This is a genomic window from Neorhizobium sp. DAR64872/K0K18 (genome assembly GCF_050500175.1).
GTDB lineage: Bacteria > Pseudomonadota > Alphaproteobacteria > Rhizobiales > Rhizobiaceae > Neorhizobium > Neorhizobium soli.
Genome location: NZ_CP191446.1, coordinates 1,633,549 through 1,655,155 on the forward strand (window position 1 = coordinate 1,633,549; position 21,607 = coordinate 1,655,155).

At 59.8% G+C, this 21,607-nt stretch carries 20 protein-coding genes; 13 read left to right on the top strand and 7 right to left on the bottom strand.

From position 1 onward, the window contains the following. The first annotated feature begins 40 nt into the window (after positions 1 to 40). A complete protein-coding gene (locus tag ACQY1P_RS13565) occupies positions 41 to 475 on the top strand; it encodes a CBS domain-containing protein (protein ID WP_062456971.1) in 435 nt (144 codons plus the stop codon). Between the two features lie 33 nt (positions 476 to 508). Here the strand turns inward: ACQY1P_RS13565 and ACQY1P_RS13570 are convergent, their stop codons facing one another. From ACQY1P_RS13570 to folE, 3 genes are all read right to left on the bottom strand, one after another. Continuing rightward, positions 509 to 1,471: a patatin-like phospholipase family protein gene (locus tag ACQY1P_RS13570; protein ID WP_062458055.1), complete on the bottom strand. Its 963-nt coding sequence runs from the start codon at positions 1,469 to 1,471 to the stop codon at positions 509 to 511. Positions 1,472 to 1,575: 104 nt separating this feature from the next. After that, on the bottom strand, positions 1,576 to 2,046 hold the full coding sequence (gene hisI, locus ACQY1P_RS13575) for a phosphoribosyl-AMP cyclohydrolase (RefSeq protein WP_092662326.1): 471 nt from the start codon (positions 2,044 to 2,046) through the stop codon (positions 1,576 to 1,578). An 8-nt stretch (positions 2,047 to 2,054) separates the two neighbouring features. Next, a complete protein-coding gene (folE, locus tag ACQY1P_RS13580; protein ID WP_062458053.1) occupies positions 2,055 to 2,669 on the bottom strand; it encodes a GTP cyclohydrolase I FolE in 615 nt (204 codons plus the stop codon). Between the two features lie 289 nt (positions 2,670 to 2,958). Between folE and ACQY1P_RS13585 the strand changes: the two genes are divergently transcribed. The 4 genes from ACQY1P_RS13585 to ACQY1P_RS13600 all read left to right on the top strand — a co-directional run bounded on the left by ACQY1P_RS13585 (position 2,959) and on the right by ACQY1P_RS13600 (position 6,924). Next, on the top strand, positions 2,959 to 3,408 hold the full coding sequence (locus ACQY1P_RS13585; RefSeq protein ID WP_062456964.1) for an iron-sulfur cluster assembly scaffold protein: 450 nt from the start codon (positions 2,959 to 2,961) through the stop codon (positions 3,406 to 3,408). Continuing rightward, positions 3,408 to 3,764, top strand: coding sequence for a membrane protein insertion efficiency factor YidD (gene yidD, locus ACQY1P_RS13590; RefSeq protein ID WP_430256620.1), 357 nt, complete (start codon positions 3,408 to 3,410; stop codon positions 3,762 to 3,764). The genes ACQY1P_RS13585 and yidD overlap by 1 nt, the downstream gene beginning before the upstream one ends. 210 nt (positions 3,765 to 3,974) lie before the next feature. Next, the gene (thrS, locus tag ACQY1P_RS13595; RefSeq protein ID WP_430256621.1) at positions 3,975 to 5,975 is read left to right on the top strand and encodes a threonine--tRNA ligase; all 2,001 of its coding nucleotides are present in this window, start codon (positions 3,975 to 3,977) and stop codon (positions 5,973 to 5,975) included. Between the two features lie 106 nt (positions 5,976 to 6,081). Continuing rightward, the gene (locus ACQY1P_RS13600) at positions 6,082 to 6,924 is read left to right on the top strand and encodes a lysophospholipid acyltransferase family protein (protein WP_062580687.1); all 843 of its coding nucleotides are present in this window, start codon (positions 6,082 to 6,084) and stop codon (positions 6,922 to 6,924) included. Between the two features lie 15 nt (positions 6,925 to 6,939). Here the strand turns inward: ACQY1P_RS13600 and ACQY1P_RS13605 are convergent, their stop codons facing one another. Beyond that, complete coding sequence (locus ACQY1P_RS13605) at positions 6,940 to 7,929, bottom strand: hypothetical protein (protein ID WP_174196665.1); 990 nt, start codon at positions 7,927 to 7,929, stop codon at positions 6,940 to 6,942. A 108-nt stretch (positions 7,930 to 8,037) separates the two neighbouring features. Between ACQY1P_RS13605 and ACQY1P_RS13610 the strand changes: the two genes are divergently transcribed. From ACQY1P_RS13610 to ACQY1P_RS13620, 3 genes are all read left to right on the top strand, one after another. Next, positions 8,038 to 8,613 carry a nitroreductase family protein gene (locus tag ACQY1P_RS13610; RefSeq protein ID WP_062581422.1) on the top strand — a complete coding sequence of 192 codons (576 nt, stop codon included), beginning with the start codon at positions 8,038 to 8,040 and terminating at the stop codon, positions 8,611 to 8,613. 4 nt (positions 8,614 to 8,617) lie between these two features. Next, entirely contained in the window at positions 8,618 to 9,220 is a 603-nt protein-coding gene (locus tag ACQY1P_RS13615; protein WP_062456946.1) for a flavin reductase family protein, read from the top strand. A 149-nt stretch (positions 9,221 to 9,369) separates the two neighbouring features. Continuing rightward, positions 9,370 to 10,497, top strand: a complete 1,128-nt coding sequence (locus ACQY1P_RS13620) for a DUF2336 domain-containing protein (RefSeq protein ID WP_430256622.1) — start codon at positions 9,370 to 9,372, stop codon at positions 10,495 to 10,497. Positions 10,498 to 10,499: 2 nt separating this feature from the next. Here the strand turns inward: ACQY1P_RS13620 and ACQY1P_RS13625 are convergent, their stop codons facing one another. Together ACQY1P_RS13625 and ACQY1P_RS13630 are read right to left on the bottom strand one after the other, a co-directional pair. Next, positions 10,500 to 10,937 (bottom strand): hypothetical protein, encoded by a 438-nt coding sequence (locus tag ACQY1P_RS13625; RefSeq protein ID WP_430256623.1) that lies wholly within the window; start codon positions 10,935 to 10,937, stop codon positions 10,500 to 10,502. An 84-nt stretch (positions 10,938 to 11,021) separates the two neighbouring features. After that, a complete protein-coding gene (locus ACQY1P_RS13630; protein WP_430256624.1) occupies positions 11,022 to 12,230 on the bottom strand; it encodes an AI-2E family transporter in 1,209 nt (402 codons plus the stop codon). Positions 12,231 to 12,498: 268 nt separating this feature from the next. Here ACQY1P_RS13630 and ACQY1P_RS13635 point away from each other — a divergent pair, with 268 nt between their 5' ends. Continuing rightward, on the top strand, positions 12,499 to 15,042 hold the full coding sequence (locus tag ACQY1P_RS13635; protein ID WP_430256625.1) for an HWE histidine kinase domain-containing protein: 2,544 nt from the start codon (positions 12,499 to 12,501) through the stop codon (positions 15,040 to 15,042). Between the two features lie 37 nt (positions 15,043 to 15,079). Here the strand turns inward: ACQY1P_RS13635 and parE are convergent, their stop codons facing one another. Further along, positions 15,080 to 17,131, bottom strand: coding sequence for a DNA topoisomerase IV subunit B (gene parE, locus ACQY1P_RS13640; protein ID WP_082471923.1), 2,052 nt, complete (start codon positions 17,129 to 17,131; stop codon positions 15,080 to 15,082). Positions 17,132 to 17,326: 195 nt separating this feature from the next. On the opposite strand from parE, the gene ACQY1P_RS13645 reads away from it, so the two are divergent. From ACQY1P_RS13645 to ACQY1P_RS13660, 4 genes are all read left to right on the top strand, one after another. Continuing rightward, positions 17,327 to 18,214, top strand: a complete 888-nt coding sequence (locus ACQY1P_RS13645) for an alpha/beta hydrolase (protein WP_430256626.1) — start codon at positions 17,327 to 17,329, stop codon at positions 18,212 to 18,214. 245 nt (positions 18,215 to 18,459) lie between these two features. Next, the gene (gene tpiA, locus ACQY1P_RS13650; protein WP_430256627.1) at positions 18,460 to 19,230 is read left to right on the top strand and encodes a triose-phosphate isomerase; all 771 of its coding nucleotides are present in this window, start codon (positions 18,460 to 18,462) and stop codon (positions 19,228 to 19,230) included. A gap of 94 nt (positions 19,231 to 19,324) precedes the next feature. After that, the gene (gene secG, locus ACQY1P_RS13655) at positions 19,325 to 19,798 is read left to right on the top strand and encodes a preprotein translocase subunit SecG (protein ID WP_430256628.1); all 474 of its coding nucleotides are present in this window, start codon (positions 19,325 to 19,327) and stop codon (positions 19,796 to 19,798) included. Positions 19,799 to 19,933: 135 nt separating this feature from the next. Further along, positions 19,934 to 21,562 carry a CTP synthase gene (locus ACQY1P_RS13660; protein WP_430256629.1) on the top strand — a complete coding sequence of 543 codons (1,629 nt, stop codon included), beginning with the start codon at positions 19,934 to 19,936 and terminating at the stop codon, positions 21,560 to 21,562. Positions 21,563 to 21,607: the final 45 nt, after the last annotated feature.

Genomic DNA, 21,607 nt, shown 5'->3' on the forward strand with positions numbered 1-21,607 from the left:
GGGAGACGTTTCGGTTCGAATGGTTTTGGAGGAGCGAGCCATGTCGACGACCGTAAAGAGCATGCTGGATTCGAAGGGCCGTAACGTCGTGACCGTCAGCCCGGACGAGACGTTGCGCCAGATCGCGGGCATCTTGAACGACCGAAACATCGGTGCCGTGATCATTGCCGGGATGGAGGGGCGTATTGCCGGCATTTTCACCGAGAGAGACCTCGTCCACTGCATCGCCACTAAAGGCGTCGATGCGCTGGAGCAGCCGGTCAAGGCCGTCATGACAACTTCCGTGCAGCGCTGTCGGGAGGATCAGACGGCAGACGAGGTGATGGGTATGATGACGGCGGGACGGTTCCGCCATGTCCCGGTAGAAGCCGACGGCAAGCTCTCCGGCATCATTTCGATCGGCGACGTCGTGAAATCGCGGCTGCGTGAAGTGGAGATCGAAGCCGAACAGATGAAGGCCTATATCGCCGGGTAAGGCGGCTGGGAGAGCGGCATCTTCGCCCGCATCTCAGCGGGCGAAAACTTCCTGCATGCGCTGAAGCGCCACGATCTGCGACATGGTGGCCTCATAGCCCCGGTCGATCGCCTCGCCGGCGCGGTGGAATTCGGACAGACCGATATCGTTGAGGCGTGGATGCAGCGCCAGATCAGGCGGATCGCCGGCCAGTCTGGCGCGCGATATGCGCTCCTGGATGATGTTGAACGCCTGCACCATGGTGCCGGTGACACCGACGCGGGGGTCGTCCTGATGGCGCGAACGCTCGTGATCGTCCGGCGCATCGGCTGCAGTGTGTTTGACAACCGCGGACCGGCCGAAGACATCGTAGTTGAGGTTCACGGCCACGACCAGCGGCTGCTCGTAGGCGCGACAGACGGAGGTCGGGACCGGATTGACCAGCGCGCCATCGACCAGCGTGCGGCCGCTGCATTTCACAGGTTCGAAAATCCCCGGCAGCGCGTAGGACGCCCGAAGGGCGCGGATCAGAGAGCCGGCCGAAATCCACACTTCGTGCCCGGTATGAAGTTCCGTCGCGACTGCGACGAAGGGGCGGTCGAGATCCTCGATGGAGATGCCCTGCAGGTGTTCCTGCATTCGCTTCGTCAACCGCATGCCACCGATCAGGCCGCCGCCACCGATGGTGAGGTCGAGAAGCGCCGCGATCCGCCGCATGGTCAGCGATCGGGCAAAGCTTTCGAGTTCGTCGAGCTTGCCGGCGAGATAACAGCCTCCGACCAGCGCGCCGATCGATGTGCCGGCAATCATCCCGACTTCGATGCCGGCTTCGTCAAGCGCGCGCAACACGCCGATATGCGCCCATCCGCGGGCCGCGCCGCCACCAAGTGCTAGAGACAGCTTTGCCTTGCGTGGCTGCTCAATGACAATGGGAGGAGGGGACGTCTGGAGCCGATTTGTGACAGCGTCTGCTGGCGCGGCCTGCCGCTCGTTGCGACTCCAACTCCAATTCATCATCGCCATCACCTCTCAGCTGCACACAGCCACGTACACCAATTAACGCATCGTTTGGTTGCCAATTCGTTATTCAGGTGGGGATGGTATGAAAGCGGTGCAGACGCCTACCGCTTCCCCGTCTCATCATGACCAGAATACACATGTTCTGGATCAAAGTGACGCTGTTGATCCTGTATTTCAAGGACAGCGCCACCGTCACTTTTCTTTACCGCACGATAGAAACAGGAGCGTCGCCCGGTGTGGCAAGCGGCGTCATGGCCGGACATCGAGACCTTGAGCCAGACGGCGTCCTGATCGCAATCGGTCCTGACCTCATGCACAGTCTGCAGATTGCCGGAGGTCTCGCCCTTCTTCCAGAGTTTCGCTCTCGACCGGCTGTAGTAGTGAGCGACGCCCGTCTCGATCGTCAGCGCGAGCGCCTCGGCGTTCATATGCGCCACCATGAGCAATTCGCCATCGCGAATGTCGGTCACGACAGCGGTCACAAGACCGTCGGAATCGAAACGGGGCGTAAAGGCGCCGTCACCCTCGAGCTCGGCCTTATCCGACGACGGCGCTTGAAAAGTCATTGTCATTTCGGCGCTCAGCGGTTGCGGGCCATGGTAAAGAAACGCGCCTGCTCGGCCGCGTCGGTCTTGAACGCACCGGTAAACCGGGTCGTCAGCGTCTGAGATCCCTGCTTCTCCACACCGCGCATTTCCATGCACATGTGTTCCGCCTCGATCAGGACGGCCACACCGCGCGGCTTCAATGTCGTGTCGATCGCGCTGGCGATCTGTGCCGTCAAATTTTCCTGTGTCTGGAGGCGACGACCGTAGATCTCGATCACACGCGCGATCTTGGACAGCCCCAGAACCCGGCCCTGCGGAAGATAGGCAACGGTCGCCTTGCCTTTGATGGGCAGCATGTGGTGCTCGCAATGGGAGAAGAATGGTATATCGCGAACGAGAACCATATCGTCATAACCCGAGACCTCCTCGAAGGTCCGGCCGAGAACCTCTTCGGCCGACAGATCATAGCCCGAAAAGAGCTCGCGATAGGCTTTTGCAACGCGCTTCGGCGTGTCGAGCAAACCTTCGCGCTCCGGATCGTCACCGGACCACTGGAGCAAGACGCGCACGGCGTCCTCAGCTTCCTGCTGGGTCGGACGAGGCTGTTTCTGGCTGGAGGCCGGAAAATTCTTCAAAATAGCATCCATCTTGTGTCCCTCGATGCGGGCCAGGGCCACATCCGATCTCACTATGGTAAAAAAGCTGATCGCCATGGATCACGCCGGAATACCAGTTTCCTGACTTTTCGTCTGCGCGTTCCGAATTTTCAAGGCATACCATCGCCGTTTTCAAGCGTTTCTCGAAAACGTGTTTCCTTGATAATTCCCGTCGCGGACAACATATAGGGGCCTAATCCAGATTGTGGTAGGTCATCCCGGTAGACGGTGCGTTCGGTCGGTCGAGCGGATGTCGAGGACGATGACGTGAGCGAGCGACATGGACGAGATCTATAACCAGAAAATTCTTGAATTTGCGGGGAACATTGGCCGCGCGGGTGCAATGGACGATGCGGATGCGACGTCCGAAAAGCACTCCAAGCTCTGCGGTTCAAAAGTTCGTGTATACCTGAAAGTCAGTGACGGCGTGGTGAGCGACTTCTCTCACGAGGTGAGGGCCTGCGCCCTCGGTCAGGCGTCGTCGTCGATCATGGCACGGCATATCGTCGGCGCGCCTGTCGACGAACTGCGCCAGGCGAGGGTCGACATGCTGTCGATGCTGAAAGAGGGCGGCGAAGGCCCGGTCGGCCGCTTCGAAGACATGCGCTACCTGAAGCCTGTGAAGGATTACAAGGCCCGGCATCCGTCTACCATGCTGACATTCGATGCCGTCGTTGACGCTCTCGATCAGATCGACGTCCGCGACCGGGCCGACAAAGCGACCGCCTGATGTGCGGTTCGCCGGATTGTGACCACAACACAAAACGCGGCGGGCCCTATCGATCGCGAAACTGGCAAGGCCCGTTCAAAAAGACGCCCGGACGCCTCGCCGGTATGGGACTGATCCGGTTCTATCAGCTCACTCTTTCCGGCTTTGTCGGAAACGGCTGCCGCCATATTCCGACCTGTTCCGAGTATGGCTACGAGGCGATCGCCCGACACGGGCTCTGGCCCGGTCTCTGGATGACACTGTACCGAGTCGCGCGCTGCGGTCCGGGTGGCTCCGGCGGACTGGACCCGGTTCCGGACCTGCAGAGGCAACGCCAGGTCTGGTGGATGCCCTGGCGATACTGGCGTCATGGATAAGCGTGACACCAGCCCAACTATCTCAAATGACGTCAGTCCTTGCAGCTCGCCAGAGCTCGGAAGCTATAGGCTTTCCGACCATCCGTTCGCGGGTTCCAAACCTTTACTAACGGCCCGAAACAAACTATCACCGCGCCCGTTGCCGGCCGGTCGATCTGGCCATTTTACCACCACCCGCATTCGTTGGCGGGACTGGACAGGAGATAGAACATGTCCCAGGTTTCCCTTACATTTCCCGATGGCTCCGTCCGCACGTATGATGCCGGCACGACCGGCCGTGAAGTTGCCGAATCCATTTCCAAGTCGCTTGCCAAAAAGTCTGTCGCGATCGCGATCGACGGGACCGTGCGCGATCTCTCCGACCCCGTCGTCGACGGTCAGATCGAGATCGTTACCCGTACGGACCCCAGGGCACTCGAACTGATCCGCCACGATGCCGCGCACGTCATGGCAGAAGCGGTGCAGGAGCTGTGGCCCGGCACGCAGGTAACCATCGGTCCCGTCATCGAGAACGGCTTCTATTACGACTTTGCCAAGGCCGAGCCCTTCACCCCGGACGACCTGCCGAAGATCGAAAAGCGGATGAAGGAAATCATCCAGCGCAACAAACCCTTCACCAAGGAAGTCTGGCCGCGCAACAAGGCGCGCGAGGTTTTTGCAGCCAAGAGCGAGGCCTACAAGGTCGAGCTGGTCGACGCCATTCCCGAAGACCAGGATCTGAAGATCTATTATCAGGGCGATTGGTTCGACCTGTGCCGCGGGCCGCATATGGCGTCCACGGGCCAGATCGGTACGGCTTTCAAGCTGATGAAGGTGGCTGGCGCCTATTGGCGCGGCGACAGCAACAACGTCATGCTGACGCGCATCTACGGCACGGCCTTTGCGGAGCAGGAGCAGCTCGATAACTACCTGCATATCCTGGCCGAAGCCGAAAAGCGCGACCACCGCAAGCTCGGGCGTGAAATGGACCTTTTCCATTTCCAGGAAGAGGGCCCCGGCGTCGTCTTCTGGCACGGCAAGGGCTGGCGCATGTTCCAGACCCTGACGTCCTACATGCGCCGCCGCCTGGCCGGCACCTACGAAGAGGTCAACGCACCGCAGGTTCTCGACGCGTCTCTCTGGGAAACGTCAGGTCACTGGGGCTGGTACCAGGAAAACATGTTCGCGGTGAAATCCGCTTACGCGTTCACGCATCCAAAGGACGAGGGAGCGGACAATCGCGTCTTCGCACTAAAGCCGATGAACTGCCCCGGCCACGTCCAGATCTTCAAGCATGGTCTGAAGTCCTATCGCGAACTGCCGATCAGGCTTGCCGAATTCGGTCTCGTTCACCGCTACGAAGCGTCAGGCGCGCTTCATGGTCTGATGCGCGTGCGCGGCTTTACGCAGGACGACGCGCACGTGTTCTGCACAGACGAGCAGATGGCGGCCGAGTGCCTGCGGATCAACGATCTCATCCTCTCCGTCTACGAGGATTTCGGCTTCGAGGAAGTGGTCGTGAAGCTCTCCACGCGTCCGGAAAAGCGCGTCGGCACCGATGATCTCTGGGATCGCGCCGAAAGCGTCATGACGGACGTTCTGAAAACCATTGAAGAACAGTCCGGCGGTCGCATCAAGACCGGCATTCTTCCGGGCGAGGGCGCCTTCTATGGCCCCAAGTTCGAATACACGCTGAAGGACGCGATCGGTCGCGAATGGCAGTGCGGCACGACTCAGGTCGACTTCAACCTGCCGGAGCGCTTCGGCGCCTTCTACATCGATGCCAACTCGGAAAAGCAGCAGCCGGTGATGATCCACCGTGCCATCTGCGGCTCGATGGAACGGTTCCTCGGCATTCTGATCGAGAACTTCGCAGGCCACATGCCGCTGTGGTTTGCACCGACCCAGGTCGTTGTCGCGACCATCACTTCGGACGCAGACGACTACGGTCGGGAAGTTGCCGAACAGTTGCGCGATGCCGGCCTGCAGGTCGAGACCGACTTCCGCAACGAGAAGATCAACTACAAGGTCCGCGAGCATTCGGTGACCAAGGTTCCGGTCATTATCGTCTGCGGCAAGAAGGAAGCCGAGGAGAACTCGGTCAACATCCGTCGTCTCGGCTCGCAGGCGCAAACGTCGATGACGCTTGAAGAGGCGATTCGGTCGCTTGCGGAAGAAGCGACGCCGCCGGACCTTCGCCGCCGCGCAGCACTGAGAAAGCGCCCGGCCTGATCAAGACCAGCGCCCGCGGGCCATGTCCGCGGGTGCTGTCAAAAAACTGCAATCGTTTTGTAATATTGCCTTCCCATCGGATGCGCCTTTCCGTTGGGAGACTGATTTGCGGTTCAGGGAACTGTCCTACGCCAATGACAGGGATCCGCGCTTCAAGCGCTGGTTCATCCGGTCTATCGAAGGGCTCTCGGGACGCGATCGTTTCGCCCGGCTGTATGATATCTGGCGCACCGACATCGTCGGCAAGAGCGACCGCGTCTTCGGCAAGATGCTCGATATCATCGACGTGGGTCTCGAGATCGAAGGCGCATGGCCTCCCGAAGAACAGCTGCAGTCTCCACTGGTCATCGTTGCAAACCATCCGTTCGGCATAGGAGACGGAATTGCCGTGCTGGCACTTGCCGAACAGCTCGGCCGACCTTTCCGCGTGCTGATCCACAACGATCTCCTGAAGGTTCCTGAGATGGAACCCTATTCGCTGCCCGTATCCTTCGAGGAGACGAAGGAGGCGCTGGTGCTGAACATGCACACGCGGAACGAAGCGATACGGCTGCTGAAAGACGGCACGACCATCATTATCTTTCCAGCCGGCGGTGTCGCAACCGCGAAGAAGGGCTTCGGCATTGCCGACGACCTGCCGTGGAAGATCTTCGCCGCAAAACTCATTCAGGCTACCAGGGCCAACGTGGTTCCGGTCTATTTCGAGGGGCAGAATGGTCGGCTCTTTCATCTGGCCAGCCGGATCTCGATGACATTCAGGCTGTCGCTTCTCATCCGCGAGTTTAAACGCCTGTCTGGAACGTCGATCACGGCACGGGTGGGCAGGGTGATGAGCTGGGACGATATGGCTGGGACCACAGACCGCAAGGAGTTGCTCGGTCTGCTCCACAGTGCCGTCTTCTCCATGCGGCCCGTCAGACGTCAGCGGTTTCTCAAGAAGGCCAGTTGACCCAGAAAGCCGATGTCAGTCGGGCACGACGGCAGCGGTCGTGGCATCTGACGGGTTGGCATTGCGCATCAACACCTCGACATCCACGTTGTTACCAGCCGTCACCTTGAATTCGCGCTGATAGATCTTGTCCTTGTTGCGGGCAACGGCGAGATAGTCGCCCTCGGCCAGCACCATGGAGGGCAGGGCGCTGACGCTTTCGTTGACCACGTCGCCCGCTGCCGTCAGCACCGACCAGGCCGTGTCGGCGATGGCTTCGCCACCCGGCTGAGACACGAGCTTCAGCGACACCTCCGCGGCCTTGTGCTGCAAGACAGCCTGCGTCAGCTTGCCCGCTTCCACCTGGATGTCGGCACGCACGACGGCGTTGATGTCACCGTACTCAGAAACCACGTGATAGGTCCCTGTCGCAAGCCGCACGATCGTGTTGGGCTTCACCTCCGACATCACCAGGGCCCGATCGCCGTTTTCGCGGACTTCGGCCGCATAGACGGAGAAGCTCAGCTGTGCCGGTGGGATAGTCTGGTCCGCTCCGGCAACCGCGTTCAGGATGAACCCGCCGGCATCAAGGACAAGGGTCTGTTTCTGGAAGTCGCCTTCAGAGGGTACAGTTACTTTTTTCGTGACGCCGGCGCGGCCGAACGCGACATTCACGAAATAATCACCCGGCGCCAGCTGGAAGGCGGCGGATCCGCCGTCGGAGCTTGCAACAAGCGGAAGCTTGCCGTCCACACCGGCAATCGGGCTGAACACGCGCCAGGCAAGACCTTCCTGCATCACGTCGCTGTCAGCCGTCAGCCTGGCATCAAACCGCACATCCTTCGCGATCGAGCCGGCGCTTTCGCCCGGTGTGGCCGAGAAGGCGTTCAGCTTGGGCATCTTCCCCGTGCTGTCGAGCTGGCGGAAGCTTCCGAACGCATCGCTTTGCGCGAAACCCAGGTCGGCAGCGGTCAACAGCAGCAGGCCTGCAGCAGCGATACGGGTAACGAACGATAGGCCTGGCATCAGGATATGACCCGTTGACTCTTGTTTTGCGAGAAGCCACTTGAAGACGAACGTCCGGGCATTTTCAAGGCCTACCTCTATATCACGTATCGATCGGAAGCTTTCGACATGGAAAACAACCTGAAGCTCAGCGATTACCTGCAAGAGCGCCACTCGACGCCCGTTGCCCAGATCACAGGCCCGGGCCCATCGCAAGAAGAGCTCGAATCGATCTTGAGCATGTCGGTCCGCGTTCCCGATCATGGCAAAATCGCGCCTTGGCGCCTTGTCGTCTATCGGGGTGACGTTTGCACGAAGCTCGGCGAAACCTTCCTTGAACTCGCGCTCGCCGGTAACCCGGAGATGAATGAACCGGCCAAACAGGCTGAACTGACGCGTTTCACACGTGCACCGCTTGTCGTTGCCGTTGTCAGCACCGCGCAGCCCCACGTCAAAATCCCTGAATGGGAGCAGGTCCTGTCGGCTGGCGCTGTCTGCCTCAACATGCTGATGGCTGCAAATGCACATGGCTATGTTGCCAACTGGCGCACCGAGTGGGTGTGCTACGACGAGCGAGCCCTCGACGCTCTTGGCATAAGCCCGGGCGAAAAGGTCGCGGGTTTCATTCATATCGGCTCGAGCGATTTCGCGACGCCGGACCGGCCGCGGCCGGCTCTTGCCGACATTGTCACCTACGCAGGTTGAACGCATGTTTTATCGCACCGACACGAACGCCCACGGCATGCGCCATGATCCCTTCAAGGCGATCGTAGCGCCGCGGCCGATCGGCTGGATCGGTACCAAAGGCCGCGACGGTTCGCTGAACCTGTCGCCCTATTCTTTCTTCAACATCGTGTCCGATAACCCCAAGATCGTGATGTTCTCCTCGTCGGGACGCAAGCACAGTCTGAAGAATGCGTCGGACACGGGTTTTTTCACGGCAAGCATGGCCAGCCGCCATGTTTCCGAACAGGTAAACGCTTCCTCGGCTCCGGTAGATTACGGGGTGAATGAGTTCGACCTGGCTGGCCTCACCGCCAGAATGGGAGAGGTCGTCGACGCGCCCTACGTTGCGGAGGCCTATACCGCGCTGGAGTGCCGTCTTACCGAAGTGATCCAGCCGAAGGATCTCAAGGGCGAGCTCACCGACGCCTACATGGTGTTTGGCGAGGTGGTCGGAATCCATATCTCCGAAGACATCATCCGGGATGGCCGAATCGACATGCAGCTTGCCCGACCGGTCGGCCGCATGGGTTACCGTGACTATTCCGATGCCGGCGAGGGCGTGTTCGAACTGATCCGTCCGACGTGAGATTTCATAACCTCGGCCTGGTTCAGGCTACGCGTGAGGTGCGCCGCGCCGGGTGTGGAACATGGTGAACCAATCTTAAACTTTTTGTCTCTACCGTGGCACCAGGCTGTTCCAGACGGAGCAGCAGCGTTGTGTTTCCGGGGCAGGTCGTGATCGTACAGGCATTTCTTCGTTGGGCTGAGACGGCAAGGGCTGGGGACCGTTCCCGCGCAGCGGATGCCCTTGGTCGGGCATATCTCCACGCGGCGATGGGGGCGGAAGAGCGCAAGGCTGCCGGATTGGCGATCACTTACCTTCTCGATGACCCTTCGCCGCGCGTACGTCTCGCATTGGCAGAATTGATCGCCGATTCGCCTCAGGCTCCTCGTGCAATCATCCTCGCGCTTGCGGAAGATCAGGTCGAGATCGCCTGTACGGTGATTGCCCGCTCGCCCGTGATCAGCGACTCGGATCTTGTCGACCTGATCGGCCGGGGCGATGGAATGACCCGGCGTCTGATCGCCTCGCGGCCAAATCTTTCCCGCGGCGCCTGTGCAGCACTTGCAGAAATCGGCGACGAGCCGGAAATTCTGATTCTGCTCGAAAGTGGCACTGCGTTGATCACAGGCATATCCCTGCGCCGGATCGCCGAGCGGCATGGACAGCGCCACGACATTCGCAACCTTCTGCTCGAGCGCGAAGACCTTCCTTCAGAAGCGCGCCACATGCTCGTTAGCCACATCGCGGACACGCTTCTCAACTGCGGTCTGGTCCGCTCGACGCTTGCTCGCGGCCGTATCGAATATGTGGGCCGCGAGGCCGACGAAGCGGCAACCGTCGCAATTGCAGGAACGACGTCCCAGCAGGAAGTGCCGGCACTTGTCGAGCATCTCCGGGCATCGGGACGCCTCACACCGTCTTTCCTGATCCACGCCCTCTGCCTTGGCAAGGCTGACCTCGTTGCAGAGGCGGTATCGACCCTTTCCGGGCTCGGAGAGCGTCGCGTGAGGCCTATCCTGGCGACAGGCCGCCTTCATGCCGTTCGCGCCCTTTTTGAAGCCTGTGGTCTGACAAGGGAGATCGCCGCCGTCTTCGTCGAGGCTGTCCTGCTCTGGCGCGACGCGTCGGCGGGTCGTTCCACCGCTGATGTCTGCGGTCGTTTGATCGAGAGGTTTTCAGGGGTTGCAGGGCAGCATCCGGCAGTCTCGGATATGATCCAGATGATCGAGAGACGGCATCGTCTGGAGATGCGGTTCGCCGCACGAGCCTATGCGAGCGAGTTAGCGCTTGCTGCCTGAGCTCAGCGGTCGAAACGCTTGGCAACCCACGAATAACCGCCTTCGACAAGCCTTACGGGCGTCGTCACGAGCGTCTTGACGCCTTCGGTCGTTGGCAAAACGTTGCGAACCCGCTGGATCGCACGGCTGGCCAGACCTTCCTTCTGCTTCTCGCTTACGTCGCTGTCTGGCTCCGGAGCCGCCGCTATCGGCTCGGACGCTTGATCCCGCACGGGAGGGGTTTGCGACTGTGTTGCTGTCTCGATCGCATCGTCCGGATTCTGGCAGACGGCGATGATTACCGGATAAGGCTGATTGGCATAGGACGGTAGCCTTTCTTCGGAAACGGCATCGCACATGGCGACCGTTGGCCATCTCTGGTCGACCGTCGAGATGTAGCGGCAGTCCGTGGCCGAATTGTTGCAGCCCAAAATAGTCATGAAGATGAGCGCGGAATTCATGCTGTTTTCCCCAATGGCGGTTGTTGGGGGTTAGATTGCTCAATGATGGCGCCAGCGAGGCGTCACGGCAGCGGGGCTGAACGCTTAAGGCGTTTGCGCCTTTCGCTTATAGGCCCGCTCCGCCGCTTCGGTGGGCGACACCGCAAGGTCGGCCGATTGCACTTCGGTCGTCTCTGCCATCCGGACCTCGCGAATCCATTCCCGCCATATCGACACAATCAGCGCCATCAGAACCGGACCGATGAACAGTCCGAGAAAGCCCATGGTTTTCACACCACCAACAAGGCCGAAGAATGTGGGAAGGAATGGCAATTTGATGGGGCCGCCAACCAGGCGCGGACGAACCGTCTTGTCGACGATAAACAATTCCACCGCACCCCACGTGAACAGCCCGATCCCTGCGACGAACGAGCCGTTGGCAACGAGATAGGCAGATACCAGCGTGAACGAAAGGGGCGCGCCGCCTGGAATAAGCGCCAGCACGCCAGTGATGACCCCAAGTGTCACAGGCGAGGGGACGCCAGCAATCCAGTAGGCCACGCCAAGCACGATGCCTTCGCCGATCGCAATCAACGTCATCCCGGTCACCGTCGAACTAATTGTCGCCGGTACGACACGCGAAATCCGCTCCCACCGCGACGGCAGGATGCGCTCACCAACAAGATCAATCTGGCGTGAAAACGATGCGCCGTCACGATAAACGAAAAACAGCGCGATCATCATGAACAGCATGGTCAGAACGAGATGGAAGACGCCATCTCCGGCAGCAATCACGGCGCGGTAGATATTGCCGATATTGGCTCCGCTAACGATCTGTACAAGCTCGCCGATAGCGCCGGGTGACCCAACATGCTTTGTCCACTGCAACCCGAGCCAATCACCGGCCCAGGGAAGGCCGATGATCCAGGCTGGAGGCGGCGCCCCGAACCTGTTCACTTCGACCGCCCAGCTGAACCACTGGCGCAGTTCACCCGTGGTGTAGCTGATCGCGACGCCGATCGGCACAATCAGAAAGGCGAGGATGAACAGAATGGCAAGCGTCGCGGCGATTGTCGTGTTTCCGCCAACGCGGGCCAAAAGCTTGCGATAGAGAGGCCAGCTGGCAAATCCGATGACAAGGGCGGCCAGAACCGGGACTAGGAAGCCGTAGAAGAAGTAGATCGACGCAGCAACAATCAGGACCAGAAGCCATCGAGCTGCCGATATGGCCGGTATCAGAGCAATGCGATTGGGAGAGACCGGTCCCAGCCAACGCGGTTCTCTTGGGGTGTTCCGATCATTTTGCGCGCTCACGATAAACTGCCACTCCCGATTGCTGTCGCCGATATGGTGTCTCGGCCATTTTGCTGCAAGCCTACAATGGACCTCTTAACCTAGCCCTTCATCGTCTGCCTATCCTTTAGATACGATACAAATGTGAAAACACCGAACCATAACTTCATCTAGGGCATTGCGATGGCTAAACCGTCTTTGTCAGCGCCCCTTGTTTCGGTAGAGCAGAACAATAGATAACCGTAACGTACGCGTGTTTTATAAGAGACGAGATCCAAGGACTTTAATGATGCTCAATGCGGAGGCGGTCGACCTTACAAATTGCGACCGCGAGCCAATTCACATCCCAGGGAGCATTCAACCGCATGGTTGCCTTCTTGCCTGCGACTTAACTGGTGCTGAGATTCTTCACCACTCTGCGAATGTTGGAGAAATGCTCGGTGTTGAAGGTGACATCAACGGCCGGAGACTCGAGGACGTCGTCGGTGGCGAAGCGGCCCATTCGCTTCGCAACGCGCTCGCGACCTCTGATGATCCAGCACGCCCGGCGCTACGCCATGCCTTGCGACTCCCGTCAGGCAAAGCTTTCGACATCTCGTTGCATCGTTTCGATTCCAAGGTGATCATCGAGTTCGAGCCGGCTTCAAACGACGCCGACCAGCCGCTCGAAGTTGCACGCATGTTGATCAGCCGCATTCGCAACATGAAGAGCATCGACAGGCTTATCGAGAACGCTGCAAGGCTGATGTTCGCCATGCTCGGATATGACCGCGTTATGGTCTATCGTTTCGAGGAGGAAGGGTCCGGCAAGGTCGTCAGCGAATACAAACGCCGCGACCTCGAGAGCTTCAAGGGCCAGTATTTTCCTGCAGCGGATATCCCCAAACAGGCACGCATTCTCTACATCAAGAACACCATCCGCGTCATCTCCAACGCTGACAACGAGCGTGTGGCCATCGTCCCTGAGTTGGGCGAAGACGGCCTGCCGCTTGATATGTCCTTCGCGCATCTGAGGAGTGTTTCGCCGATCCACTGCGAGTATCTTCGCAACATGGGCGTCTCTGCCTCGATGTCGGTGTCCATCATCGTTGATGGGGAGTTGTGGGGGCTGATGGCCTGCCACCACTATTCGCCAAAGACCTTGTCGATGCCCCAGCGCGTTGCGGCAGAAACGTTCGGCGAGTTCTTCTCCCTGCATTTGAGCGCGCTGAAACAAAAGCAACTGGTCGAAACGGCAAGTCTTGCCAGACGTTCGCTTGACCGATTCCTTCAGATCGCTTCCAACCACAACGATATCAGCGGGCTGTTGAGAAGTTCGCTGGATGATTTCGGCGGCATGCTACCCTGCGATGGGGTCGGGCTTTGGCTTGACGGGATCTGGACGGGGCAGGGCCTCGTGCCACAGGAGCATCTCGTTGCCGAACTGGCGGAACTGGTCGGCGGCGTCGCAGGCGGACGGATTTGGTCGACGGCCGAATTGTCTCGGTCGCTACCGTTGTCGATGATCTCGCCTGACGACGTGAGCGGCGTTCTTGCCATTTCGTTGTCCCAGCGCCCTCGCGACTATCTGTTTTTCTTCCGCAAGGAAGTCGTGCAGACCCTTGATTGGGCAGGCAATCCCGACAAGCAGTATACCAGCGGACCGCATGGGGAGCGACTGACGCCGAGGTCGAGCTTCGCCATCTGGAAAGAACAGGTACGCCTCAAGGCTCAACCTTGGACCGATACGGATCTCGAGATTGCCGACGCCATCAGGGCAGTTCTTGTCGAAACCGTACTGCATCATAACGAACTGCTTGCGGACGAGCGCGGTAAGGCGGACGTGCGCCAGCGCATGCTCAACGAGGAGCTCAACCACCGCGTCAAGAACATCCTGTCTGTGATCAAGGCGCTCGTGGGGCATCCTGTGGATGACTCAAGACCGCTGTCCGATTACGTCGGCTCGCTGAAGGGACGCATTCAGGCATTGGCCTATGCGCACGATCAGGTCGTCCGCAGCGGCGATGGCGGACATCTGGCCGACCTTCTCGAAGCCGAACTGCAGCCCTATAAGGGAAGCGGCCGCATCGTGACGATGAGCGGACCGCGATTCTGGCTTGATAGCCGTGCGTTTTCCGTCATGGCCCTCGTCCTGCACGAAATGTCTACCAATGCTGCGAAATACGGTTCGCTCTCGGTATCTGACGGTCGGCTCGACATCGAGTGGGGCCGAAGCGCCGATGGCGACTGCGAGTTGACCTGGAAAGAAACCGGTGGTCCGGTCACAAAGGCGCCCAGTCGCAGTGGGTTCGGCAGTGTCCTTATCAGCCGCAGCATGCCCTTCGAGCTGGATGGTCGGGCATCGGTCGACTATCCGCCCGAGGGCGTCAACGCGGTCTTTGTCATCCCCTCCAAGCACGTTCACGCAGATGATGACGCGGCATCCGAGGACGATCTCCACCTAGATGGGCTCGGCGGACGGACGGCGAGCGAGCGATCACTCGGCAATCTGGAGTTCCTTCTTGTGGAAGATCAGATGCTGATCGCAGCAGATGTCGAGGCGATGCTGGCGGACAATGGTATCGACAAGGTAACGACATCGCCTTCGGTCTCGGACGCGCTTCGCCGCCTCAAGGATTTCACCCCGGACGTCGCGATCCTCGATGTCAATCTGGGATCCGGTACGTCGCTTCCAATCGCGGAAGAACTTCTGCGTCGTCACGTGCCCTTCGTGTTTGCGACGGGATACAGCGATCGCTCGATCATTCCAGCGACATTTTCAGCGCCGGTTGTGCGCAAGCCTTATGAAGCGACGGCGTTGATTGCCGCCGTCAGCAAGGTTCTGGAACGATAGCTTCAAAATGCGACCGGAAGTCTTCCGGTCGCAGCAGTCAGATATCGAGGTTATCGGCAAAGGCGGCGCGTTCCTGGATGAACCGGAAGCGCGCCTCGGGCCGTGTACCCATCAGATTGTCGACCGCCTCGCGCGTGCCTTCGAAATCCACCTCGTCGATCCCGACGCGCAGCAACGTGCGCTTGGCGGGGTCCATGGTCGTTTCCTTCAACTGCGCAGCCATCATCTCGCCAAGGCCTTTGAAGCGACCGATTTCGACTTTCTTGCCCTTGAACACCGTTTCCATCAATTCGGCCCGATGCGCGTCGTTGCGGGCATAGACGGTCTTGCCACCCTGCCGGATGACGTAAAGCGGCGGCACGGCCAGATAAAGATGGCTGCCGCGGATGAGTTCGGGCATTTCCTGATAGAAGAACGTGATCAGCAGCGATGCGATATGGGCGCCGTCGACATCGGCGTCGGTCATGATGATGACCCGCTCGTAGCGAAGATCCTCCTCGCGGTATTTCGTCCGCGTGCCGCAGCCAAGCGCCTGCACGAGATCTGCGATCTGCTGGTTGGCCGAGAGTTTCTCGCGGCTTGCCGAGCCGACGTTGAGGATTTTACCTCGGAGCGGAAGAATGGCCTGGTTCAACCGGTTACGGCCCTGCTTCGCCGAGCCGCCAGCCGAGTCACCCTCGACGATGAACAGTTCGGCGCCCTCGGCCGTGTTCTGTGAGCAATCGGCAAGCTTGCCGGGAAGGCGCAGCTTGCGCACGGCCGTCTTGCGATTGACCTCTTTTTCCTTGCGGCGACGAAGCCGCTCTTCGGAGCGCTCAATCACCCAGTCGAGCAGTTTCGCGGCCTCGTTGGGATTTCCGGTCAGGTAATGATCGAAGGGGTCGCGCAGAACGTTCTCGACGAGCCGCTGCGCCTCCACGGTCGCAAGCTTGTCCTTGGTCTGGCCGACGAATTCCGGCTCGCGAATGAAGACAGACAGCATGCCGACTGCCGAAATCATCACGTCATCAGTGGTAATTTCGCGGGCGCGCTTGTTCTGTGTCAGTTCGGCGTAATTCTTCAGGCCTTTGGTCAGCGCGATGCGCAACCCGGCTTCATGAGTGCCGCCTTCGGTCGTCGGGATGGTGTTGCAGTAGGAGTGAACCTGCGGATCGCCACCATACCACGTGATGGCCCATTCCATGGCGCCGTGACCACCGGTCTTTTCGGTGCGGCCCGCAAAGATTTCGCGAGTGACGGTGAAATCCTTGCCGAGCGTGGCCGAAAGATAGTCTTTCAGACCGCCGGGAAAATGGAAGACCGCCTTGTCCGGCACGTCGCCACCGGCCTGAACCAGTGACGGATCGCAGCTCCAACGGATTTCGACGCCGCCGAACAGATAAGCCTTCGAGCGCGCCATGCGGAAAATACGACCGGCATCGAACTTCGCGTGATCGCCGAAGATCTGCGGATCCGGATGGAAGCGGACGCGGGTGCCGCGACGATTGTGTACGTCACCGAGTTCTTCGAGCCCACCTTGCGGAACGCCGCGGGAAAAACGTTGGCGATAGAGCTTCTTGTTGCGCGCAACCTCGACTTCCAGCATGTCGGACAACGCATTGACGACGGAGACGCCAACCCCATGCAGACCGCCCGAGGTCTCGTAAGCCTTTCCGTCAAACTTACCGCCGGCATGAAGCTTGGTCATGATAACTTCGAGTGTCGACTTGCCGGGCACCTGTGGATGGTTTTCCACAGGAATGCCACGACCGTTGTCGGTCACGGTCAGGCAACCTTCGGTATCCAGATACACCTCGATGAAATTGGCATGGCCGGCCACGGCTTCGTCCATCGAGTTGTCGATGACCTCGGCAAACAGATGGTGGAGAGCCTTTTCGTCAGTGCCGCCGATATACATGCCGGGGCGCATACGCACCGGTTCCAGCCCCTCCAGCACGCGGATCGACGATGCGCCGTAGTCGTCGCCGTCGGCGGCGATTGTAGCCGGACGTCGCGGCGAAGGCGCTGCCTTGACGGCGGGTACAGGTTCCGCTGGCGCTGATCTGGGGAGAGCGGGCGTGTCGGCAAAAAGGTCGTTATTGTCATCCATTGGCGGTGTCGGTACTACCTGTCGGGGTGCGGAGGAGATAGCCATACCCATCTCGTGCTGTTTCGAATCACATGCGATTTTGCCAGAAAACCGGCTTTCTCGCGATGCCGTACGCACACGGCGGGTCTGCCAGCAATGCTGCCTCGGCTTTAGCATGGCAAGTTGGAAGACAGAAGGTTCCGAATGAAAGCCCGCATGTCCACAGTTCATTTCTTTTTCGGCACGCTTCTTGCTGTAGTGGTCGCGTTCAGAGCTTCAGCAAGCTTCGCGCAGGAAGTCCCCATCAAGCCGTTCAAAGACGAGCTTTTCTCCAGGTTCGAAGTGCTGGAGACTAAGGACGGCGGCGCTTACGAGATGATAGACTACCAGGAACTGCGCGACATCAACGGTCGTGACAGTGAGCCTGAGCGGCGGGTCAAGAATGCCTATGTGGCGCTTGGACCGCGCCGTGTCCAGGAAAATGAAACCCTGGCCTTCTCCGGACGGACCCTTGATGTCACCAGGGTGGGACCTTCGCAAGGTGGCGCCTTCACGGTGATCTTCATTCACGGCAGGGGCGGCGACAGGCGGCTCGGCGTCAACGACTACACGTTCGGCGGCAATTTCAACCGGCTGAAGAACCTCGTCACCGCGTCAGGCGGGACCTACTATTCGCCGAGCGTAAGATCCTTCGACGACAAAGGTGCAGCCGATATCGCCGCCCTTATTCGCTATGCGTCGGAGAAATCGACTGGACGTCCAATCATCCTCGCCTGCGCCTCCATGGGTGGCTTCATCTGTCAGGCCGTGAGCCGGGACGCCACGACGATCCGCTTTCTGGAGGGAATGGTTCTGCTTGGCGGTCCACCTGATCCGGGTCTGCCGTCGACGCCGTTCGCCAAGGCGAAACTGCCGGTCTATATCGCCCATGGCAGTGCCGACAGCGTCTACGCAGCCAGCGGACAGACCGAGATCTACCGGAAATTGCAGAGCGCCGGATACCCGGTCCGTATGTCCGTTTTCAACACGGGTGGGCACGGAACGCCGATCCGGATGATCGACTGGCGCAAAGCCCTCAATTTCGTGCTTATTGCCCACAAATAACCGGTTTAAGCGCAATCGGGCGTTTCAATGGATCTCAACCGATTGAATCGCGGCGTGCATCGCTTGCGGTGCGCGATGAGTGGGCTCTAGGCCGGTGTCCCGGCATCCATGATCCATCCAAGCACTTGAAATGCGTTCATTATTCAGCGTACGAAGTGTGAAAGGACATGTCGGGAGGCCTTGTCCTGCACGTTTAGGTGGCGGCGCTCAACGGCGTCTGCTGGAGGAGAGGAACAGGGATCGACATGACACCAGAAATTCGCCCGCTTATTGCCGGAAACTGGAAGATGAACGGCACACGGGACAGCCTTCCCGAGATCAAGGCAATCGCGCAGGGCGTGATGGGACCTCTCTCGGACAAGGTCGAAACCCTGATCTGTCCACCGGCCACGCTTCTCTATGTGGCGACGGCACTTTCGACGGACAGCCCGTTGATGATCGGCGCCCAGGATTGCCATCAGAAGGATTGCGGCGCGCATACCGGCGAAATTTCCGCCGACATGATCGCCGACTGCTTCGGCACGCATGTGATCGTCGGCCATTCCGAACGGCGCGTCGATCATCGTGAAACTGACCGGATCGTTCGCGCCAAGGCCGAGGCTGCCCATACGGCCGGATTGATCGCGATCGTTTGCGTCGGTGAAACGGCGGATGAACGCGACACCGGCCAGACGCTCGATATTCTGAAGCGTCAGCTCGCTGGCTCCCTGCCTGACCATGCCACAGCCGCAAACACGGTCATTGCCTACGAGCCTGTATGGGCGATCGGATCCGGCGTGACGCCGACCGCGACAGATGTGGAAGCAGCGCACGCTTTCATGCGCGTAGAACTCGCCAAGCGGTTCGGCGACGAAGGCAAGGGGATGCGTCTCCTCTACGGCGGCTCGGTCAAGCCGGGCAATGCGGCGGAGCTGATGGCGATCGAAAATGTCGATGGCGCATTGATCGGTGGCGCCAGCTTGAAAGCCGACGATTTTCTCGCCATCTACTGCGTCTATGAGGCCTTGACCGCCTGAGCCATTCAATAGGGGCTTGGAAAGCGGGCGGGCCTCATGTAAAGAGCCGCCAAACTTCTTCTATTGCCTCGCCAACGGGGCAGGGATCTTATTCATGCAGACTGTTCTGATCGTCATTCATCTCATGATCGTGCTGGCGCTTGTCGGCGTCGTGCTGATCCAGCGCTCCGAAGGCGGAGGGCTTGGCATCGGCGGCGGTTCCGGCTTCATGTCGGCGCGCGGCACGGCAAACGCCCTGACCCGCACGACGGCGATCCTGGCGACGCTGTTTTTCGTTACGTCATTGGCGCTCGGTATTCTGGCACGCTACGAATCGCGTCCGACGGATATTCTCGACCGCATTCCGCAGAGCCAGCAGGGTTCAGGCAATGGTATCTTGAACCAGCTCGGCCCGGCACCGACCGCTCCGCCGGCAAGCAACGGCGTCCCATCGGATGGCGCGAGTTCAGCGCCTGCTCCGACAGCACCGGCAACGGGAGCAGCGCCTTCCGCATCGGCTCCTGCTGCGCCTGCGACACCGGCCCCGGCAACGCCCGCTCCGACGAACAGCGTTCCAACCGGCCAGTAAGGCACGGTTGAAGGCAACAAACTCCGGCGGGCCAAAAGCCTGCCGGTTTTCGTTTGTGGAGATTCCACAGACTTTTTGCGGAAAAAGAAAATTCCGCTGGCGGAATCAGAAATCAGAAGGTATTCGGTGGCTCCCATGGCGCGATATGTATTCATCACAGGCGGCGTGGTTTCTTCCCTCGGAAAAGGAATTGCGGCCGCGGCCCTCGGAGCACTGCTCCAGGCGAGGGGTTACCGGGTTCGGCTGAGGAAGCTCGATCCTTATCTCAACGTTGATCCGGGCACTATGAGCCCGACGCAGCACGGCGAGGTCTTCGTGACCGACGACGGCGCTGAGACCGATCTGGATCTCGGTCACTACGAGCGGTTCACCAGCCGTTCGGCGACCAAGACCGACAACATCACCACCGGCCGTATCTACAAGAACATCATCGACAAGGAACGCCGCGGCGACTACCTCGGCGCGACCGTTCAGGTCATTCCGCATGTCACCAACGAGATCAAGGATTTCGTCACCGAGGGCAATGAGGACTACGATTTCGTCCTCTGCGAAGTTGGCGGTACGGTCGGCGATATCGAAGCGATGCCGTTCATGGAGGCGATCCGCCAGGTCAAGAACGACTTGCCCCGCGGAACAACGATCTATCTGCATCTGACACTGATGCCGTTCATTGCTGCAGCCGGCGAGTTGAAGACCAAGCCGACCCAGCATTCCGTCAAGGAACTGCAGGCGCTGGGTATCGCGCCGGACATCCTGCTGGTGCGCGCAGACCGGGAAATCCCGGAGGCCGAGCGCCGCAAGCTTTCGCTGTTCTGCAACGTTCGCCCATCCGCGGTCATCCAGGCGCTCGACGTCGCCAATATCTACGACGTCCCGATGGCCTACCACAAGGAAGGCCTCGATTCGGAGGTGCTGGCTGCGTTCGGCATCGAACCGGCTCCCAAGCCCCGTCTGGACGCCTGGGAAGAGGTTTGCAACCGCATCCACACACCGGAAGGCGAAGTGACGATCGCGATCGTCGGCAAGTACACAGGCCTCAAGGACGCCTACAAGTCGTTGATCGAGGCCCTGCATCACGGCGGCATCGCCAATCACGTCAAGGTCAATCTCGAGTGGATCGAATTGGAAGTCTTCGAAAAAGAAGACCCGGCTCCGTGGCTTGAGAAGGTTCACGGCATTCTGGTCCCCGGCGGCTTCGGCGAACGCGGTTCCGAGGGCAAGATCCTCGCGGCGCAGTTTGCACGCGAACGCAAGGTTCCGTATTTCGGCATCTGCTTCGGCATGCAGATGGCGGTGGTGGAAGCCGCCCGTCATCTCGCCGGCATCGAAGACGCATCCTCGACCGAGTTTGGTCCTGCAAAGGAACCGGTCGTCGGTTTGATGACGGAATGGCTGAAGGGCAACGAGCTCGAGAAGCGGTCTACCGCCGGCAACCTCGGTGGCACGATGCGTCTCGGCGCCTATCAGGCAGCTCTGAAGAAGGGCACGAAGATCGCCGAGATCTACGGGTCGACGGATATCTCTGAGCGCCATCGTCACCGTTACGAAGTGAACGTCCAATACAAGGACCGCCTTGAAAACTGCGGCCTCGTCTTCTCGGGCATGTCACCGGACGGCCTTCTGCCGGAAACGGTCGAATACCCTGACCATCCGTGGTTCATCGGCGTTCAGTACCATCCGGAACTGAAGAGCCGACCGCTCGATCCGCACCCGCTGTTTGCGAGTTTCGTCGAGGCAGCGCTCGAACAGAGCCGTCTCGTCTAAGACCTGAGAAAACCCGGCTTCGACCGGGTTTTTCTTTGACCACTT

Coding starts and splice junctions, on each gene's coding strand:
- secG (WP_430256628.1), top strand. CDS start 19,325: ATGCAGACTGTTCTGATCGTCATTCATCTCATGATCGTGCTGGCGCTT.
- ACQY1P_RS13635 (WP_430256625.1), top strand. CDS start 12,499: ATGCTCAATGCGGAGGCGGTCGACCTTACAAATTGCGACCGCGAGCCA.
- ACQY1P_RS13585 (WP_062456964.1), top strand. CDS start 2,959: ATGGACGAGATCTATAACCAGAAAATTCTTGAATTTGCGGGGAACATT.
- ACQY1P_RS13605 (WP_174196665.1), bottom strand. CDS start 7,929: ATGCCAGGCCTATCGTTCGTTACCCGTATCGCTGCTGCAGGCCTGCTG.
- ACQY1P_RS13610 (WP_062581422.1), top strand. CDS start 8,038: ATGGAAAACAACCTGAAGCTCAGCGATTACCTGCAAGAGCGCCACTCG.
- yidD (WP_430256620.1), top strand. CDS start 3,408: ATGTGCGGTTCGCCGGATTGTGACCACAACACAAAACGCGGCGGGCCC.
- thrS (WP_430256621.1), top strand. CDS start 3,975: ATGTCCCAGGTTTCCCTTACATTTCCCGATGGCTCCGTCCGCACGTAT.
- ACQY1P_RS13660 (WP_430256629.1), top strand. CDS start 19,934: ATGGCGCGATATGTATTCATCACAGGCGGCGTGGTTTCTTCCCTCGGA.
- parE (WP_082471923.1), bottom strand. CDS start 17,131: ATGGATGACAATAACGACCTTTTTGCCGACACGCCCGCTCTCCCCAGA.
- ACQY1P_RS13615 (WP_062456946.1), top strand. CDS start 8,618: ATGTTTTATCGCACCGACACGAACGCCCACGGCATGCGCCATGATCCC.
- ACQY1P_RS13625 (WP_430256623.1), bottom strand. CDS start 10,937: ATGAATTCCGCGCTCATCTTCATGACTATTTTGGGCTGCAACAATTCG.
- ACQY1P_RS13570 (WP_062458055.1), bottom strand. CDS start 1,471: ATGATGAATTGGAGTTGGAGTCGCAACGAGCGGCAGGCCGCGCCAGCA.
- ACQY1P_RS13645 (WP_430256626.1), top strand. CDS start 17,327: ATGTCCACAGTTCATTTCTTTTTCGGCACGCTTCTTGCTGTAGTGGTC.
- folE (WP_062458053.1), bottom strand. CDS start 2,669: ATGGATGCTATTTTGAAGAATTTTCCGGCCTCCAGCCAGAAACAGCCT.
- hisI (WP_092662326.1), bottom strand. CDS start 2,046: ATGACAATGACTTTTCAAGCGCCGTCGTCGGATAAGGCCGAGCTCGAG.
- ACQY1P_RS13565 (WP_062456971.1), top strand. CDS start 41: ATGTCGACGACCGTAAAGAGCATGCTGGATTCGAAGGGCCGTAACGTC.
- tpiA (WP_430256627.1), top strand. CDS start 18,460: ATGACACCAGAAATTCGCCCGCTTATTGCCGGAAACTGGAAGATGAAC.